The sequence below is a fragment of the Paenibacillus pabuli genome (genome assembly GCF_039831995.1).
Lineage (GTDB): Bacteria > Bacillota > Bacilli > Paenibacillales > Paenibacillaceae > Paenibacillus > Paenibacillus pabuli_C.
The window spans coordinates 927,841-946,603 of the sequence record NZ_JBDOIO010000005.1 but is presented as its reverse complement, the minus strand read 5'-3'; the positions used below and the strand labels follow the sequence as shown (position 1 = coordinate 946,603).

17 protein-coding genes and 1 other RNA gene are annotated in these 18,763 nt (G+C 48.2%); 2 read left to right on the top strand and 16 right to left on the bottom strand.

Translation table 11 applies throughout. The features are described 5' to 3' along the window. Positions 1–47: 47 nt before the first annotated feature. The 12 genes from recR to rpoE form a co-directional block, all read right to left on the bottom strand. Positions 48–647 (bottom strand): recombination mediator RecR, encoded by a 600-nt coding sequence (recR, locus tag ABGV42_RS30990; protein ID WP_347385118.1) that lies wholly within the window; start codon positions 645–647, stop codon positions 48–50. Positions 648–681: 34 nt separating this feature from the next. After that, positions 682–993, bottom strand: coding sequence for a YbaB/EbfC family nucleoid-associated protein (locus ABGV42_RS30985; protein WP_095293487.1), 312 nt, complete (start codon positions 991–993; stop codon positions 682–684). 52 nt (positions 994–1,045) lie between these two features. Continuing rightward, positions 1,046–2,797, bottom strand: a complete 1,752-nt coding sequence (gene dnaX / locus ABGV42_RS30980) for a DNA polymerase III subunit gamma/tau (protein ID WP_347385117.1) — start codon at positions 2,795–2,797, stop codon at positions 1,046–1,048. A 174-nt stretch (positions 2,798–2,971) separates the two neighbouring features. Then, positions 2,972–3,239, bottom strand: an RNA gene (gene ffs / locus ABGV42_RS30975) — signal recognition particle sRNA large type. 138 nt (positions 3,240–3,377) lie between these two features. Continuing rightward, positions 3,378–3,575: a 50S ribosomal protein L31 gene (gene rpmE, locus ABGV42_RS30970; protein ID WP_056698168.1), complete on the bottom strand. Its 198-nt coding sequence runs from the start codon at positions 3,573–3,575 to the stop codon at positions 3,378–3,380. A 103-nt stretch (positions 3,576–3,678) separates the two neighbouring features. Next, positions 3,679–4,953 carry a radical SAM protein gene (locus ABGV42_RS30965; RefSeq protein ID WP_347385116.1) on the bottom strand — a complete coding sequence of 425 codons (1,275 nt, stop codon included), beginning with the start codon at positions 4,951–4,953 and terminating at the stop codon, positions 3,679–3,681. A 99-nt stretch (positions 4,954–5,052) separates the two neighbouring features. Further along, positions 5,053–6,375, bottom strand: a complete 1,323-nt coding sequence (gene rho / locus ABGV42_RS30960) for a transcription termination factor Rho (protein WP_095293483.1) — start codon at positions 6,373–6,375, stop codon at positions 5,053–5,055. 467 nt (positions 6,376–6,842) lie between these two features. After that, on the bottom strand, positions 6,843–8,096 hold the full coding sequence (locus tag ABGV42_RS30955; protein ID WP_347385115.1) for a UDP-N-acetylglucosamine 1-carboxyvinyltransferase: 1,254 nt from the start codon (positions 8,094–8,096) through the stop codon (positions 6,843–6,845). Between the two features lie 147 nt (positions 8,097–8,243). Next, on the bottom strand, positions 8,244–9,098 hold the full coding sequence (gene fba, locus ABGV42_RS30950) for a class II fructose-1,6-bisphosphate aldolase (protein ID WP_175394162.1): 855 nt from the start codon (positions 9,096–9,098) through the stop codon (positions 8,244–8,246). A gap of 259 nt (positions 9,099–9,357) precedes the next feature. Continuing rightward, positions 9,358–9,744 (bottom strand): response regulator, encoded by a 387-nt coding sequence (locus ABGV42_RS30945; RefSeq protein ID WP_095293480.1) that lies wholly within the window; start codon positions 9,742–9,744, stop codon positions 9,358–9,360. 251 nt (positions 9,745–9,995) lie between these two features. Then, positions 9,996–11,600: a CTP synthase gene (locus ABGV42_RS30940; RefSeq protein ID WP_347385114.1), complete on the bottom strand. Its 1,605-nt coding sequence runs from the start codon at positions 11,598–11,600 to the stop codon at positions 9,996–9,998. Between the two features lie 490 nt (positions 11,601–12,090). Next, entirely contained in the window at positions 12,091–12,663 is a 573-nt protein-coding gene (gene rpoE, locus ABGV42_RS30935; protein ID WP_347385113.1) for a DNA-directed RNA polymerase subunit delta, read from the bottom strand. A gap of 427 nt (positions 12,664–13,090) precedes the next feature. Between rpoE and ABGV42_RS30930 the strand changes: the two genes are divergently transcribed. Together ABGV42_RS30930 and ABGV42_RS30925 are read left to right on the top strand one after the other, a co-directional pair. Further along, positions 13,091–14,245 (top strand): S8 family peptidase, encoded by a 1,155-nt coding sequence (locus ABGV42_RS30930; protein ID WP_347385112.1) that lies wholly within the window; start codon positions 13,091–13,093, stop codon positions 14,243–14,245. Next, complete coding sequence (locus tag ABGV42_RS30925) at positions 14,245–14,403, top strand: hypothetical protein (protein ID WP_347385111.1); 159 nt, start codon at positions 14,245–14,247, stop codon at positions 14,401–14,403. Before ABGV42_RS30930 ends, ABGV42_RS30925 begins: the two co-directional genes overlap by 1 nt. Before the next feature lie 56 nt (positions 14,404–14,459). On the opposite strand, the gene argS is transcribed toward ABGV42_RS30925, so the two are convergent. The 4 genes from argS to ABGV42_RS30905 form a co-directional block, all read right to left on the bottom strand. Continuing rightward, the gene (gene argS, locus ABGV42_RS30920) at positions 14,460–16,139 is read right to left on the bottom strand and encodes an arginine--tRNA ligase (protein ID WP_347385110.1); all 1,680 of its coding nucleotides are present in this window, start codon (positions 16,137–16,139) and stop codon (positions 14,460–14,462) included. Next, the gene (locus ABGV42_RS30915; RefSeq protein WP_347385109.1) at positions 16,136–16,561 is read right to left on the bottom strand and encodes a DUF1934 domain-containing protein; all 426 of its coding nucleotides are present in this window, start codon (positions 16,559–16,561) and stop codon (positions 16,136–16,138) included. The genes argS and ABGV42_RS30915 overlap by 4 nt, the downstream gene beginning before the upstream one ends. A gap of 254 nt (positions 16,562–16,815) precedes the next feature. Further along, on the bottom strand, positions 16,816–17,121 hold the full coding sequence (locus tag ABGV42_RS30910; protein ID WP_347385108.1) for a DUF6171 family protein: 306 nt from the start codon (positions 17,119–17,121) through the stop codon (positions 16,816–16,818). 4 nt (positions 17,122–17,125) lie between these two features. Continuing rightward, a complete protein-coding gene (locus tag ABGV42_RS30905; RefSeq protein WP_347385107.1) occupies positions 17,126–18,604 on the bottom strand; it encodes an alpha-N-arabinofuranosidase in 1,479 nt (492 codons plus the stop codon). Positions 18,605–18,763 lie beyond the last annotated feature (159 nt).

The following is an 18,763-nucleotide window of genomic DNA, read 5'->3' as shown; positions in this document are numbered from 1 at the left end:
TTACTTCATATATACAAAGCCACGATCCCCTAAATCACACAAAAGGTTTATCGGAACTCTCTGCGGCCTTCCAGCGCCTTCGATAGTGTCACTTCATCTGCATACTCCAGATCTCCGCCTACAGGCAGCCCATGGGCTATCCGGGTCACTGTAATCTCGAATGGACGAACCAAACGGGATATATACATCGCCGTGGCCTCGCCCTCGATATTCGGATTCGTTGCCAGGATCAATTCCTGTACCCGTTCATCGCTCAGTCGGGTCAGAAGCTCCTTCAAACGAATATCATCCGGGCCGATACCCTCCATTGGAGATATCGCGCCCTGTAGCACATGATAGTACCCGTCAAACTCTTTGGTACGTTCCATGGCAACAAGGTCCTTGGAGTCCTGAACCACACAAATGACAGAACTATCCCGAGACTTATCCTGACAGATACGGCATGGATCAGTATCTGTGATATTACAGCATACCGAGCAATAATGAAGGTTACGCTTCACACTAACAAGCGCTTTGGCAAAATCAATAACGTCATCTTCCTTCATGTTAAGCACATGAAAAGCTAGTCGCGCAGCCGTCTTGGGGCCAACACCCGGCAATCGGGTAAAAGCATCAATGAGCTTTGCTATCGGTTCGGGATAATACAATCGATTGCGTCTCCTTTGCCAGGATCAATTTTAATTAAAACAATCCCGGAATTTTCATACCACCTGTGAATTTGCCCATATCCTGGTTAGCAATTTCATCAGCTTTGCTCATTGCATCATTGACAGCCGTCATAACGAGATCCTGCAGCATTTCTACATCTTCCGGATCTACTGCTTCAGGTTTAATGGTGATGGACAGCAATTTCTTGTGTCCGTTAACCTCAGCTGTAACTACACCGCCACCAGAAGTGCCTTGAACCGTTTTGTCCGCCAGTTCCTCTTGTGCCTTCAGCATTTGCTCCTGCATTTTCTTCACTTGCTTCATCATTTGGTTCATGTTGTTCATGATTGTTCATCTCCTTTATTATAGTTAATGATGCGCGTTGCGCTCGATATATCTATTCCTTGATCACTACAAGATCTTCACCGAAGAGCTGGATGGCTTCATCAATCCAAGGTTGCTTGCCGCCTGACCCGCCGTCTTCATGCTCAGGTTCAAGCTTAAAGTCCTCCTTTGGCGTATCAGTAGCTCCTTCAATCGCTCCCGTCCAATCCTTGAGCATCATCGTCACCAGACGCGCTGGATGCCCGAGCTGTTCAGACAGCACGCGCTCAATCACGTCACGATTAGCCTGCTTCTCTGTCGTTTCACGGTGAATGTTATTTTTGAAAGCCACCAATACGCTGTCTTCCAGCATAGATACAGGCTCACCATCCATAAACCAGGCATGGACCGTAACCTTCTCTTCTTTTACACGCTGCAAGATCTGGCTCCACTTTCTGCTGATCTCCACGAACTCCTGAGACCCCTTACGTGCCACGTATTGATCAAGCTGTGCAGGTAGCTTCGCCGGAGAATTCCCCCTGGATACGGGAGCACGGGTTGCCGGGCGCGAAGGACTTGGTGCAGCCTCCCCTCCGGAGAGACCACTCTTCAGTGCTCGATCCAGCTTCTTCTCCAGCTCAACAAGCTGTTGCTTCAAGCGGTTAATCTCCCCGCTGTCAGCTTGTGAGGACGCCGCCGAACCCACTGACACCGCAGCTTGACTCGATATCTCTCCCTGAGCAGGGATGCTGCACAGTTTGAGCAGAGCCACTTCGAATAACGTTTGCGGCTGTACTGCATATTTCATCTCACTCTGGTAACGGTTAAGTGTATCAATCATCTGGAACAACTGTTCCTTCGTGAAGGATTCTGCCATGTCACGGAAAGACTCAGGGTTAAGTACCCGGTCTGTCAGTTTATCAGCATCCGGCACCATCTTGATCATGAGCAGATCGCGGAAGTAATACAGCAAGTTCTCCATGCATTTATCTGCACTCTTACCTTCATGCATAAACCCTTCGATCATCTGCAAAATATGTCCAACATCACCCTTAAGCAGTGAAGCGGCAAGCTTGGCAAATTGCTCTGAAGGGATTCCTCCGGTCATATCCATAACCTGTTGGTAGGTTACTCTTCCATCTGTAAAAGAAGAAATCTGATCCAGCACACTGAGTGCATCCCGCATCCCCCCGTCCGACAGGCGAGCGATGTATTGGAGTGCATCCTGATCAGCCTCCATACCCTCCTGTTCGCAGATCAGCGTCAGGCGGGCCGTCTGCTCCTCCAGGGAAACCCGGCGAAAATCGAATCGCTGACACCTGGAGATAATGGTGGCCGGAAGACGGTGTGGTTCGGTTGTTGCCAAAATAAACATTACATGCGGAGGGGGTTCCTCCAATGTTTTGAGCAAAGCGTTAAACGCTTCTGTCGTTAACATGTGTACTTCATCAATAATATAGACTTTCTGCCGAACTTCCGTCGGGGCATATTTAACCTTTTCGCGAAGATCGCGGATCTCTTCAACACCCCGGTTGGATGCAGCATCAATCTCCTGCACGTCCATTACAGATCCGGCCGTGATCCTGCGGCAAGCTTCACATTCGTTACAAGGCTCAGGCGCAGGTCCGCGCTCGCAGTTTACAGCTTTAGCCAAAATCTTGGCGGCACTGGTCTTCCCCGTTCCTCTGGGCCCGTTAAACAAGTAGGCATGGGAAGTCCGCTGTTCACGAATCGCGTTCTGCAAGGTCTGAATAATATGCTGTTGTCCCACCATATCTTGAAACGACTGGGGACGCCAAGCCCGGTATAACGCGATATGCTCCATGATGCGTTACCTTCCTTCCACTTCGCATTCGAGTCCTTTGTCGTTCCCCCATTATACTATATTCCAGGGTGATTCCAAACTTTATCTGACCCATGATGCGTAGTTTTTTTGTACATATCAAAAAGACCTCTGCATACATACAACTGCAAAGGTCTCTACATTTCAAATGGTAAGCCGTGCACCTGCTATCGATAATTGCGATCCAAGTGGCACCCCTGAACAACAGCTCAGGCTAGGCAACCCTCCGGCACAAGAGTGATCTCACTTATGGCTGCTTCCTTCCGGACCTGACCAGGTTCATGAGTACTCATTGCGGAGGACCCAACCGTCAACACCACGTTCAGGGACCAAACCTCACATCGACAAAACCTCTAGCAGGAATTCAACCTCGCTGTAGCGGATTGCGAGTTACAGGGCACCGCTACCTCCCCATCTAGCACGGTAAGAAATAGTATAACGTAAGCTTATCCAAATTGCAACCAGTTGCAAACTGGAACCTTTATCCCTATATAAAAACCCCTGCCAACAGGCAGGGGTGGTTTGGATGCAATTAGCAGACAATTCACAGGGAATTGCTGAATTAGATTCCGTATTTTTTCTTGAAACGATCGACACGGCCGCCAGCATCGATAAACTTCTGTTTACCGGTGAAGAACGGGTGGCAAGCGGAGCAAATCTCTACACGAAGTCCGTCTTTAACCGAACCAGTCTCAAAAGTATTACCGCAAGCGCAGCTTACTTGACCAATCGTGTATTTAGGATGAATTGCTTCTTTCATAACCTTTCACCTCTTTCCGCCCTGAGCCTCAAGCGGACCCAGAGTAAATGGCACAACTTCAGAGATTATAACACGGCCTAATGCCGGTTGCAATCGAATATTGTTAGGAGGTGATGAGTCGTTTAGGACGTGCCATTCCAGCTGGGGGAACATGCGTATATGAACCAATAACGACATCAGGGAGCTCTTCTTCAAAGATCTCAATCATTTGCTTCATCCCGAGAATATCACCTTGAGCTGGAGGAATTAATTCCAGATAACTCTCAGGATCGATGTTCAGATTGCGCATTTGAATCAAGCGCAGATCTGTTCTCCGGGCGAACTCGATCATTGCTTCGATCTCCTCTTCACGATCCGTGACACCAGGGAAAATCAAATAGTTAATTGATGTGTACACACCTTGTTGAGCTGCATACTTCATCGATTTCTCCACGTTTGCAAGTGTATAACCGCGTGGTTTGTAGTACGCATTATAGTGGTCATCCAGCGCACTGATCGTACTCACACGCATCAAGTCCAGGCCTGCATCCACGATACCTCGAATGTGATCATTCAAACCAGCGTTGGTGTTAATGTTGATATATCCCATATCGGTAATGGAACGAACCTCACGAATGGCTTCGATAATCAATTTGGCCTGAGTTGACGGTTCACCTTCACATCCCTGACCAAAGCTGATAATGGACTCCGGTGTCTTCAGATGTTCCAGCATAACCTCAACAATTTCGTCCACACGCGGGCGGAAATTCATTCGAGTCTGCGGGGAAACAAAACCACTGTCATCCGGCTGTTCCGAAATACACCCGAAGCACCCTGCGTTACATGAATACGATACTGGTACTCCACCTTCCCAACGATTCAGGAATGTGTTGGAAGATGTCAGACACTCATAACCAAGTGCACAGTTGGACAGATGGGTATACAAGCGATTTTCAGGATACTTTTCGGTCATCCGCGTAACTCCGGCACGCACGTCATCGCGATCACAGTTCAGCGGATTCCACTGATCCGGGTGATCAGACATCCGGGCCGTAACGTAGAAGGCGTCATCCTTCCATACAACTGCCGAATACCCGAATAGCGGGAGTTTATACTCTTTGTCCGTTTTCACATAACCCGGCAGACACAGCCGAGTAAACCCTTGCGGAAGCAAAGCTCCTACCGCTTGTGTATCACTCGGAAGAGGCATCATCTCGCCGGTGTCCGGATCCATCCCAATGGGACGAGTGCTTGGTAATCCAACCAGAGTTGCACCTTCTGGAAGAGGAATAAGTTCATCCTCCATAATTTCAACGATCATATCTCCACTACGGGCAAGCCCATATAGGGATGGATGATCAAATACATTGCCTTGTTCATCTGCGTATACTAAATACATGATGTTCTCCTCACATCTAATGGGTTAAACCGAACGACGAGTTTATGGTAAATCCAGCAGCAGAACTGCCAAATTCAAATGCGTAAAAGTATAACTTTTTTAAGTTGTTGTTGCCGAGGTTGCCGTCTGTCTCGGGGAACGCCGAGTCGTTGTGGTCCCCGAATTGCTTGTATTGTTGCCCGCTGCATCAAACGCAGCCAAAAATTCCGCATTCGTTTTGCTGTTGCGCAGTTTTTTCAGGAAGCTTTCCACAAAGTCATGGGAGTCATTCATATTTTTACGAATGGTCCAGATGGTATCCAGCTCTTCCTTACTCAGCAGCACTTCTTCTCGGCGTGTACCGGAACGACGAATATCGATGGCCGGGAAAATACGGCGTTCTGCCAGTTTGCGGTCCAAATGAAGCTCCATATTACCTGTACCTTTAAACTCTTCATAGATAATATCATCCATACGTGATCCTGTATCAATTAACGCTGTCGCCAGGATCGTCAGGCTTCCGCCCTCCTCCACATTCCGCGCAGATCCAAAGAAACGTTTTGGACGGTGGAATGCTGCAGGGTCAATACCCCCACTAAGTGTCCGTCCGGATGGTGGGATAACCAGGTTGTATGCACGAGCAAGACGCGTAATGCTGTCCAGCAAAATGACTACATCTTTTTTCGCCTCAACCAGACGTAGAGCACGTTCCAGCACCAGTTCCGCAACCTTGATATGATTCTCAGGCAGCTCATCGAACGTGGAAGCCACAACTTCCCCTTTTACCGAACGAGACATATCCGTTACTTCCTCCGGACGTTCATCAATCAACAGGACAAACAGTTCGATTTCTGGATTGTTGGTTGAAATACTGTTGGCAATTTCTTTGAGGAGAAGCGTCTTACCTGCTTTGGGAGGTGCTACGATCAATCCGCGCTGTCCCAAACCTACAGGAGCCAGCACATCCATAATGCGTGTAGACAAATGGTTGGGGGATGTTTCGAGAACCAGCTTTTTCTGCGGATACAATGGGGTTAATGCCGGGAAGTGAAGTCTTTCCGCAGCCGCTGAAGGATTCTCACCGTTTACCGCATTGACTTGCAGCAAACCGAAATATCTCTCGTTTTCCTTCGGCGTTCTACATTTACCAGATACGAGGTCACCTGTTCTAAGATCGAACTTACGAATCTGCGAGGCCGATATATAGATGTCTTCGGTGCTAGGCAGGTAGTTGATCGGGCGAAGAAAACCGTAACCCTCTGGAAGGATCTCGAGCACACCCTGCATAAACATCAAGCCGCTCTGTTCAGCCTGAGCTCGTAGTATGGCAAAGATCAATTCTTTCTTCTTCAGTGTACCATAGTAGGGAATCTGATATTTTTTGGCCAGTTTGTAGAGGTCCGTTAGTTTCATTTCTTCCAAATCGGAAATTTGTAGATCCATATAATAACCACCTATTCAATTAATAAGTCCGTGAAATGGATAGTTTCGCTTGATGATCGGCTATGGAGAACAGCACAAATCTACTGCATTCTCTTCTGTCCATTGTACGGAATGTAACCGTTATAATGCAAATACTTGTCGTTGAGTGTAAGTTCCGGGTGGGATGACCATGATACAGTGCTACACACGTGTAAGTGAACATATAATTCACGAGGCTTTCGATCCGGGTCCCAGTCATGGAGCACAGACAAATCGGGGTTTGAGGAAAGGAATGATGTCAGTTCATACAGCCATATGATATTCGATCCAAAAAAAGACCCTCCGGTTAAGGAAACAAAAACCATTTCGTCTTATCCCGGAGAGGCTGAGAACTCTATTAGAATAGGTTTACCCAATTGTTGTAAGGTTATGCAGTTCTGTCAAAATAATAACGGCTAGTCATCAATCTTGCAATATGACAAACTCCGTTATTCCGTTTCACGCCATACATCTGCACCAAGAAGTCGCAGGTTGGTGACGAGGTGGTCATAGCCACGGTCGATAAACTCGACGCCTGTCACTTCAGTCACACCCTCATTAACGGTAAGACCGGCGATCACAAGCGCTGCTCCGGCACGAAGATCTGATGCTTTTACCTTGGCTGCATTCAGCGCGCCGCCTTCAATGATGGCCGAACGACCTTCCACTCGAATTTTAGCGCCCATACGCACCAGTTCTGGCACATGTTTAAACCGATTGCTGTATACAAAATCGCTCAGGACACTTACACCTGTTGCTTGAGTTAATACACTTGTCATCGGAGACTGCAAATCGGTTGGGAATCCCGGGTACACCAGCGCCTTAACATCCACATGACTATAGGAAGATTGTCCAATGACACGGATACTCTCATCCAACTCTTCAATGCCCACGCCCATCTCCAGCAATTTGGCAGTCAACGCCTCCAAATGCTTGGGAATGACATTGTCTATCAAAACATTACCGCGCGTTGCCGCTGCAGCAATCATATACGTACCCGCCTGTATGCGGTCCGGAATGATGGAATGACGGCAGCCTTTGAGCTCCGACACGCCTTCAATACGAATGGTTTCAGTACCTGCACCCTTGATGCTGGCACCCATTGAATTCAAAAGTGTTGCTACATCTATAATCTCAGGCTCTTTAGCCGCGTTTTCAATAATTGTAGAGCCTTTGGCACGAGTTGCCGCCAGCATAATGTTAATGGTTGCTCCTACACTGCTTACATCCAGATAAATCTTTGCTCCGCGCAGCTCTTTGGCATGCAGATGAATGGAGCCATGTTCGTTTGTTACCGTTGCGCCAAGCGCTTCAAAACCTTTGATGTGTTGATCAATCGGACGGGGCTCGAAGTTACAGCCTCCAGGCAAACCAATCGTTGCTTCTTTGAATCGTCCAAGCAATGCTCCCATCATATAATACGAAGCACGGAGCTTCTTCACAGGACCATTCGGCATGGGGATGGATTTGATATCGGAAGGATCAATCTTCATCTGACTACCTTCCCAGAATACACGAGCTCCGAGTTCCTCCAAAATTTCCGCATAAACCGCCACATCACTCAAAAGCGGCAGATTGTCCAGCACGACCTCTGATTCGGCAAGCAATGCTGCAGGAATAAGCGCAATGGCGCTGTTCTTGGCGCCGCTTATAGTTACAGTCCCCTGTAACGGACGTCCGCCACTAATCATCAATTTTTCCATAAAGCTTAATGTCCCCCTACGTGTTTTGCAGCCGATGAACGGCATGACGTGCTGATGGCTTCCTACGTGAAATAAGGTGTGAAAATGGAAAGACACCGGCTAGGCGGTGTTCTTTCCATTTCACAGTATGGAACTGGTAAAGATAAATTACGCTTTGTTGTTGGAACCAAACTCGCGGATTTTACCTTTAACGGTTTCTTTGATTGCATCACGGCCTGGTACGATGAACGTACGTGGATCGTAAGCATCTGGTTTAGCTGCAAGCACTTCGCGAACCACTTTGGAGAAAGCAATTTGGTTCTCTGTGTTTACGTTGATTTTGGAAGTACCCAGGGAGATGGCTTTGTCGATGTCGTGTTTAGGAATACCTGTACCACCGTGCAATACGAGTGGAACTTGTACCGCGTCACGAACTTCTTCCATTTCTTTGAAGCCCAGGTTAGGCTCGCCGTGGTAAGGACCGTGTACGGAACCAAGAGCTGGTGCCAATGTGTCGATACCTGTTTCTTTAACGATGCGAACACATTCTTCCAGGTCAGCGTACATGATGCCGCCGATTACGTCGTCTTCTTGTCCGCCAACTGTACCTACTTCGGCTTCAACGGAAACGCCTTTAGCGTGTGCATATTCAACGACTTTTTTCGTCATTTCAATGTTCTCGTCGATTGGGTGGTGGGAACCGTCGATCATAACGGATGTGAATCCGGCATCGATCGCTTCTTTACACTTGTCGAAGCTGGAACCGTGGTCCAGGTGAATTGCAACTGGAACAGTAATTTTCATGTCATGAATGAGTCCTTCTACCATTTTTACTACAGTGTAGAAGCCGCCCATGTGACGTGCTGCACCTTCGGATACACCCAGGATTACTGGGGATTTCTCTTCTTCAGCAGCACCCAGAATAGCTTGAGTCCACTCAAGGTTATTGATGTTGTATTGACCAACTGCATATTTTCCTTCGAGCGCTTTGTTCAACATGTCTGTCATAGATACTAATGGCATGGTTTCAATCCTCCTAGGGGTTTGGGTTGTGTCTATGGTTTTTAGCCGAAATCACATACGGGCTTATTATACCACATCCCATGTCAAATACTAAACAAGCATTTGCAAAAATGCTGTGCTTTGCAGCACAGTTTTCATAGACACCGCATGAAGCCGCTCCCATTCTCAATATTCCCTCGTAAATTGGCCGAAATACCCATTGCCCCCAAGAAGTACATACTAATAGAATACAGACAAAAAAATCCTGCATTCACAGGATTCAGCTGCACCTATTCGCCGTATCATTGCGAAGCTGCATGTTGACCGCCACGCGCATTTCATCAATATCGAACGGTTTCGTGAAATGCATAAGCGCACCAAGATCAGTAGCTTCCTTGATCATGTCCAGTTCGCCATATGCCGTCATCATGATGACTTTGATATCCGGATCAATTTCCTTAATATGCTTCAAAATTTCAAGGCCATCCATGCCAGGAATCTTCATATCGAGTAACACTAGATCAGGCTTATCTGTATTCACAATCTCCAGAGCGATCTTGCCATTAGGCGCCTGGAATGTGTTATATCCTTCACTGCTGAATACTTCCATTAAGAGGATTCGAATCCCATTCTGGTCATCAACGATTAACACTTTTTTATTTTCCACTCTGTAACCTCCTGGATTTTAGGAAAGCATGTATGTCTCCGAATCTGGATAACTATCCCATAGTCGTCATGATAAGTATTCTACCCTTCCCATTAAAATCCTGCCCGACGCATAAATTACAGCAAACATTTTATCCGTCCATGCTTGCGCGGGAACTATTGCCGAAACCAAAAAAGGGATGCTCACCGCACCAGCCTGCAATCACAGGCCACTCGGCAAACACCCCTCTTCATTATAGGGTTAATTCGATATTATTTTTCTGCATTCTCCAATGAAGCTTTTACGAATTCACGGAACAATGGCTGCGGACGGTTTGGACGGGATGTAAATTCCGGGTGGAATTGTACAGCCAGGAACCATGGGTGTCCCGGAAGTTCCACGATCTCAACCAGACGACCATCCGGAGATGTACCAGAGATGACCAGACCGGCTTTTTCAATCGCTTCACGGTACTCATTGTTGAACTCATACCGGTGACGGTGTCTCTCATATACCAACTCGTCATCATAACAAGCCATAGCCAAAGAACCTTCTTGCAGCTTACAAGGGTATAGACCCAGACGCATCGTACCGCCCAAATTTTCGATATCCTTTTGTTCTGGCAGCAGATCGATTACCGGGAATTCGGTAGCCGGGTTAATCTCGGAGCTGTTCGCGCCATTCAGACCCACAATGGAACGTGCATATTCGATCACGGAAACTTGCATACCCAGGCAAATACCGAAGAATGGAATGTTCTTCTCACGGGCATAACGGATCGCCGATACTTTACCTTCGATACCACGATCTCCGAAACCACCAGGAACAAGGATACCACCAACACCATGCAGCAGGTCGCCTACATTCTCGTCCGTGATATCTTCAGAATGGATCCAGCGGATCTTCACCTCTGCATTAGATGCAAATCCTGCATGAGACAAGGATTCAACAACACTCAAATAAGCATCGTGCAGTGCTACATATTTACCTACAATGGCAATCTCAACCGTACGCTCCAGTTTGCTTATGCGGTCAACCAGCCCTTCCCACTCACTCATATCCGGTGCAGGAGTGGTCAGCTTCAGGTGGTTTACCACGATCTCATCCAAACCTTCTTCACGCAGGTTCAAAGGCACTTCATACAATGTGCTCGCATCGCGACATTCAACTACGGCATTCTCATCAATGTCGCAGAAAAGAGCGATTTTGGCTTTCATGTCTTTGGACAGCTCATATTCTGTACGACATACAATCACGTTTGGCTGAATACCGATGCTGCGCAATTCTTTTACGCTGTGCTGGGTTGGTTTTGTTTTCACTTCACCAGCTGCCTTGATGTAAGGGATCAGCGTTACATGGATATACATCACGTTGTCACGGCCAACATCACTCTTGATCTGACGAATTGCTTCCAGGAAAGGCAAGCTCTCGATATCGCCTACTGTTCCGCCGATCTCCGTAATAACAACATCCGAACCTGCTTCACGTCCAGCGCGGAATACGCGCTCCTTGATCTCGTTCGTAATGTGCGGGATAACTTGGACCGTGCCGCCAAGGTACTCTCCGCGACGCTCTTTGCTGATAACGGAGGAATACACTTTACCCGTCGTGACGTTACTGTTTTTGGAGAGGTTGATATCGATAAAACGTTCATAGTGACCAAGGTCCAAATCCGTTTCCGCGCCATCATCCGTTACAAAAACCTCACCGTGCTGATAAGGACTCATCGTTCCCGGGTCGATGTTGATGTATGGATCAAATTTTTGAATGGTTACCTTGAGACCTCTGTTTTTCAGCAGTCTGCCCAACGAGGCAGCGGTGATCCCTTTACCCAGGGAGGACACAACTCCGCCCGTCACGAAAATATACTTTGTCACTGTTATTACCCTCCTAATATAAATGCAGAAATTCAGGCGATATATGGTGTTATCGTAACCTGTTTCCCAGGTAATCATCGTTAAAAAGAGCAATGGCAGAAATTCCCTGCATCTGCGTACTGCTCTTTTGTGCGAAGACCATGTGTAACCTTGCTCTACAGCTAAGAATGGTGCAAATTTTCCGAAAGCCAAACATCCATGCCCGTCCCCAAAAATGGCATCCATCCATCTCTTGTCGACGTTTTTTTATATACAAAAAATGGGCCACGGATGTTTGGCCGGGAGCGTGCGGAAATCAATCATTTTGCAAAATTCTGCCTCTAAAAATACAAAAAAAAGTACTCCCGCAGGACGGGGCACTTTTTATAAATAACATAAATATATTCTCGCTCATTCATAAGCCCATGCAATAGTTTACCCGTTACCCCGTTCGCTGTCAAGGCTGACTATCTGGGGAAAACGGGTAAATTATCGACGTCAAAAATGACGGTTACTTATCGGAATCGTCGTCAAAATCATCCTCGTCTTCAGACTCATCTTCATCGTCTTCATCGAGGTCTTCTTCATCCAAATCGTCATCTTCAACCAGAACTTCTTCATCGCTGTCATCTTCATCAAAGATGTCGTCATCGTCATCGTCATCATCGTCATCATCATCTTGATCATCATCGGTGTTGCCGAAGTCTTCGTCACTGTTGTAGCTGTCTTCCTCTTCGCCAAAGTCCTCATCTTCCAGATCATCGTCTTCATCATTGATGATACGCGGACGCTTCGCACCAGTCATGGAATCTTCTGTTCCACCAACCGGATACCAGCGTTTCAATCCCCAAAGACTCGTACCGACACAGGCAAAACGGCCATCGATATTGATCTCGGTATATAGCTGGGCGATAAACTCGTTGATTTCTTCATCAGTCATTCCGCGCTGTTTTGCTACCTCATTCATCAAATCACGGTAGTAGTACGGCGTATTGGCCGCTTTCAGCACCATAAAGGCAAGGTCAACCAAAGGAATCTCTCTTACCTTTTCTTTATCAATTTTCAAATTGAGCGAGGTACTCACTGACAGACACTTCCTCTCACACATAATTCACTTTATATCCCTACGAGCTGGACCGTTACGTATAACATATCCATTAACAAACCTAAGTAAAACCTATTTAGCGGTAAAAAGCAAGTTTTTATGTAGACGTTTGATATAAATTCAAGGTGCTGTGCTTCTCATTCGCAAATATGTCGATTCTGTAAAAGTTAGCGAAAAATGAAAAAGACGGAGTCCCCTCCGCCTTCTGACTGTATACCCCTGAAGGATCGCTCCTCGCCAGGGTCCCCGCAAGAGCCCTCTAGCCCTCCATCCATCATATGTCCCTGCGCCCGTTTTGACACGGAGAGAACGTCTTTTTGTAAAAAAAGGGCAAGTTCCCCATGCGGCGGGATGAACGCATTCATAGAATACCTCAGCATGTTCATCCCGAAGGGGGCAGCCCATAATGGACTATACTGGTTTTTTGCATCAATTAGTTGAAGAAATGCAACGTCCTGAACCGGAACAGGCAGGGCGGTATCTGATCCGGTTCACCAAACCAGGACAGTATGAAGCCTGTCTGCTTGAGCTCTCGCGGATGCGGAATGAGCATACCCACCTGGGCATGGTACGCTCCTCACGGCTGGCTCGCACCATTATCGCGCCGGTCCATTGTCCGGAGGTTTTGAAGCACTACAGTGATGAAATCATTGTGGAAGAAGATACGCAAATCTCTCTTCATGCAACGGCACTTCACAATAAACCGGCCACAGCGCAAGGGGTTCCATGGGGAGTGAAGCAGATTCGCGCACCCAAAGTATGGTCCGTCTCCACCGGACACCGAATCAAAATTGGGGTGATCGACACCGGTGCCGATTATCACCATCCCGATCTCAGGTACTCCCTGGCAAGGGGAATCAATCTGTTAAACCGCAGTCTGCTTCCCCATGACGATAACGGCCACGGTACCCACATTGCCGGAACGATTGCCGCAGCCAACAGCACGGAAGGCATGATTGGTGTAGCTCCGCGTTCCCTGATCTACCCGGTCAAGGCGTTTGACCACAACGGTTCCGCCTACGTCTCTGATATTGTACTAGGCATCGACTGGTGTGTGCGTAACCGGGTCGATATTATCAATATGAGTTTCGGGATGAAAACCCGCAGCAAGGCACTCCTTGATGTGGTTAACCGCGCACATCAAGCCGGCATCGTCATTGTCGCCTCGTCAGGAAATGACGGCAAACGCCGCAGCATCGATTACCCCGCACGTTATCCGCAGACCATTTCGGTGGGCGCTACCGACAAAAACCGGCGGATCGCCTCCTTCAGCAACCGCGGCGCCTACGTGGATGTCTATGCCCCAGGCGACAAAATCATCTCTTCCTGGGTGCAGGGCAAGCACCATGAGATGAGTGGCACATCCATGGCAACATCCCATGTGAGCGGCGCGATTGCGCTGCTGCTCGCGAAGCATCCGGGTCTCTCGCCCAGCGAGATCAAGACGCTGGTCAAGCGCGCAACCGTTCCGCTGCGCGCACGCAAGTCCACCACTGCGAAAAGCAAAGTGCGCGGTGGGGAGATTGACGCACTCCGGCTGATGCAGGAGGGCGGCGGGTAATGGGGCAGCTGCGTATTGCCGCTGCCCCTGGGGTCTCTCCAGCAGCAGCCTATGGCAGGCTGGCTGGCCCGGTGCCCGGCTGGTCCGCCAAGACCTTGGCGGCTGGAGCATCGGGCACAGCAAAAAGTCTCCATGTCCACGCTGCATTGCAGGCGTGATGCATGGAGACTTTTTGCATTGGCCAACCCGCTGATGCGGTACTTGGCCTCATGGTTTACATTTTGTCCGGTGCGGATACGCCTACCAGACGGAGCACTGTCGCGATGACGGTGCGAACGGCACCGATCAGCGCCAGGCGTGCTTGAGTTTGTGCCGCGTCTTCAGTAATGACGCGTTCAGCACGATAGTAGCTGTGGAACAATGAAGCCAGCTCATAAACATAACGGATCATGCGGTGAGGCGCATATCCGGTAGCCGCTGCGGCAATCTCTTCAGGCAGCTCGCCCATTTTGCGAAGAAGATCGAATTCATGTTCCGTAGTCAGCTTGGACAGATCAATCTGTGCCAGTGGCAGCAGCTCGATACCCTGCTCTTCAGCCTGACGGTATACGCTGCATACGCGGGCATGTGCATATTGTACGTAGAATACCGGGTTTTCATTGGACGTTGAAATCGCGAGATCCATATCAAAGTCCAGATGGGAATCCATGCTGCGCATGGTGAAGAAGTAACGGATCGCATCAATACCTACTTCATCCATCAGATCCTCCATCGTTACCGCTTTACCGGTACGCTTCGACATCTTCACCTTTTCGCCGTTCTGGAACAGGCTCACCATCTGTGCAATCAATACCACAAGCTTGGATGGATCGTTACCCAGTGCTTGCATGGCTGCTTTCATCCGTGGAATATATCCATGGTGGTCGGCTCCCCAAATGTTGATCATCGTGTCATATCCACGGGAATACTTGTCACGGTGATATGCAATATCCGGCGTCAGGTACGTGTACGTACCATCGTTTTTGATCAATACACGTTCTTTGTCGTCACCATATTGCATGGTTTTGAGCCAAGTCGCTCCGTCTTTTTCATAAATTTCGTCCCGATCACGCAATTCGTCAAGGACACGAAGTACTTCCCCATTGTCGTACAGAGAAGTCTCGCTGAACCAGATGTCGAATTTAACGCGGAAGCGATTCAGGTCGCGCTTGATTTTATCGAGCTCTTTCTCCAGACCGTAGTCACGGAAATAAGCAGCGCGATCACCTGGATGCATCGACAGCAAGCTGTCTCCCTTTTCGGCAACCAGCTCTTTGGCAAATCCTTTGATATCTTCGCCGTGGTAACCATCTTCCGGCATTTCGGCATCCTGGCCCAGCTCCTGCAAATAACGTGCTTCAATGGAACGTGCCAGGTTAAACACCTGGTTACCTGCATCATTAATGTAGTATTCACGTGTTACATCATATCCGGCATAATCGAGGATGTTGCAGAGCGCATCACCCACAGCCGCTCCCCGGGCATGTCCCAGATGCAAGCTGCCTGTTGGGTTCGCACTGACAAACTCCATCTCGACCTTACGGCCTTCGCCAACATTAATCCGTCCGTAGTTCTCACCTTGTTCATGAACAAGTTCAAGCACCGGGTAAAGGTAACTCTTGTCCAATTTGAAGTTGATGAAACCTGGTCCGGCAATCTCTGCTTTCTCGATACCGGCTTCTGCAAGGTTCAGATTCGCAATGATCTCTTCTGCAATCTGACGTGGATTGCGCTTGGCAATCTTGGTCAGCTGCATGGCTGCGTTGGTCGCCAAATCCCCGTGCGACTTGTCACGCGGCACTTCAAGTGTTATAACTGGCAGTTCCTCTTGTGAAACGAGGCCGGCAGCAACAACAGCATTGCCGATCGCTGTACTTACCCGTTCGTTAATCGTATCTAGTGGATTACGTGTCATGAAATTGGTTCCTCCTGTATGTGCAAACTGATCTCAAAATGTCCGGCTTCTTCATCAAAGCGGTAAAAGTCATAGCTCCACGCTGCGCGTGCGCTCAATCCCTGTATGGAAAGGTCCAGATTATGTGTATGCGTGGACAGGGTAAATGACATGTAAGGTGATCGGTAAAAACCTGGGAGCTTGCGATTCAATTCAAACGTCTGCTCCGATTCCACCTCACCATGGCGTATAATCTTGAGGGATTGTCCACCAAGCTTCAATGTTGTTCGGGTAATACCGCCCTCAGGTCCAGCCTGCGGCTCTTCGTAACGAACGTAGAGCACAGAACCCTTCAACACGGCTTCACCCTTCATTTCCTGCAGCACATCTTCGCCTTCATAACGGCTGTGCAGCCGGATCTGAACCGGTCGCATGTTCGACATGAATGTTAACCTCCAATATATTCGAGGCGGCGCAAAATCGGGCAGGACCGGTGAGAACAGCCCTTCCCGAATTCAAGTACCGCTATACGCGCTAATATGACCAGATAGCTCGCTATCCTACACTCTACTGTATAACTATATCCAGTTCACCCGCTCAATTCAAATCCAAATTCAGAGTTTCTGCCCTACATCGTCAAAAAAAAGCAGAGCGACACCCTAAAAGGGCAGCCCTGCTTTGTTACATTATAATGAAATCAAATGGAAAGACGGGTCCATCTGGATTCATAAGGGAACGGACAGATCGATTCTACCAGCTTGGCACGCACCTGGACCAAACAGCCGCAATAGCGGCAGGTCGTGCCATATTGCAGTCCTGGGCAGTCTGCACAAGAGGACAGCCGCTTCTCATATTCCTCGTCCTGGACGACTGGGCGCGAACGTGATGCGATCTCCACCAATCGGGCCATTTTGGACTCACTGATTTGGACAGCATGTTGATCGCTGCATCCCTTACAAGACTCCTGCTTTGCCCCAAAATGACTTGTACCGGATGTATTCATCACATTACTCCTGGATTGCAAGTACCCCTACAGATGCAGGTGGCAGCACAAAGCGCAATTCCTGATTAACCAGTGTAACACCCTTCCAATCAGCTGGCTCAACCCGGTTCGGCTCTTCAAATGTATTGAATGCACCATAATCAGCATGATGCAGAATTCGCCCGGATACGGAAGAAGATTCGGCAGCTTCAAGCTGGCACACCACTTCCAGCTCATCTGTGTGACTGAGGTTGCATGCCGTTACATGGATCACTCCATCCTTGCGGGAAGCAGACAGGCTAAGCTGGGGAATGGTATCTTCACCAAGAGTATATCCAGGACTCTCATAATTTAGCTCCAGCCGCTGTGCGTCCATATGGATCTGATACATATCAAACACATGGTATGTTGGGGTGAGCAGCATACGCTCGCCTTCTGTCAGCACCAAAGCCTGCAGTACGTTAACAATTTGTGCCAAGTTGGCCATCTGCACCCGTTTATTGTAGCGATTGAACAGGTTCAGGTTAATGCCCGCCACCAGCGCATCCCGCATCGTGTTTTGCTGATACAGGAATCCCGGATTCGTCCCTGGCTCTACGTTATACCAGGTTCCCCATTCATCAATAATAAGTCCTACTTTGCCATCCGGATCATATTTATCCATAATCTCAGAATGCTTCACGATCAACTCTTCCATGTGTAATGTACGCTTCAGGGTCTGGAACCAGGCTTGATCGTCAAATCCGGTAGATTCGCCCTTGTCCTGCCATACTCCCGTTGGCAATGTATAATAATGAAGGCTTAATCCGTTCATGTGCTGTCCTGCTTCACGCATCAACACTTCAGTCCAGTGGTAATTGTCCTCGTTGGGCCCGCAGGCGATCTTATAGATCTGATTGTCAGAATAGTTACGCACATATGTAGCATACCGGCGATACTCATCCGCATAGTACTCGGCACGCATGTTACCGCCACATCCCCAGTTCTCATTTCCCACACCAAAGTAAGTCAGTTTCCATGGTTTGTCCCTGCCGTTATCCTTGCGCCAGTTGGCCATGGGAGATTCCCCGTCAAACGTAATGTATTCGACCCACTGCTGCATTTCATGAACTGTACCACTGCCCACATTGCCGCTGATATAGGGTTCTGTTCCTAACAGCTCACATAATCTTAGAAATTCATGTGTTCCAAAATGGTTGTTCTCTTCCACGCCGCCCCAGTTCGTATTAATCATGCGTGCGCGTTCACTTTTCGGACCTACGCCATCTTTCCAGTGATACTCATCAGCAAAACAACCGCCCGGCCAGCGAAGTACCGGAATATTCAGTTTTTGCAGTGCTGTCAGCACGTCATTGCGTATCCCTTCCGTATTTGGAATGGGTGAATCTTCTCCTACCCAGATTCCTTCATAAATACAACGCCCCAAGTGCTCGGAAAAGTGACCATATATATTGCGATTTATTAATCCTTGTTCTGAATTCGCCTTTAAAGTAACACCAACCATTATTTCAACCTCCCATTTTGTGTTGTTATCGCTTACAATAACTTGTTTTCGGACAGGTTTCAACCGTTTTTATTTTTACAAAAACAAGCCTTTACCAGTGTATTTCGTCTGGAAAAGGCTTGTATATTTTGCAAATTCAATATAGACAAACGAAATGGT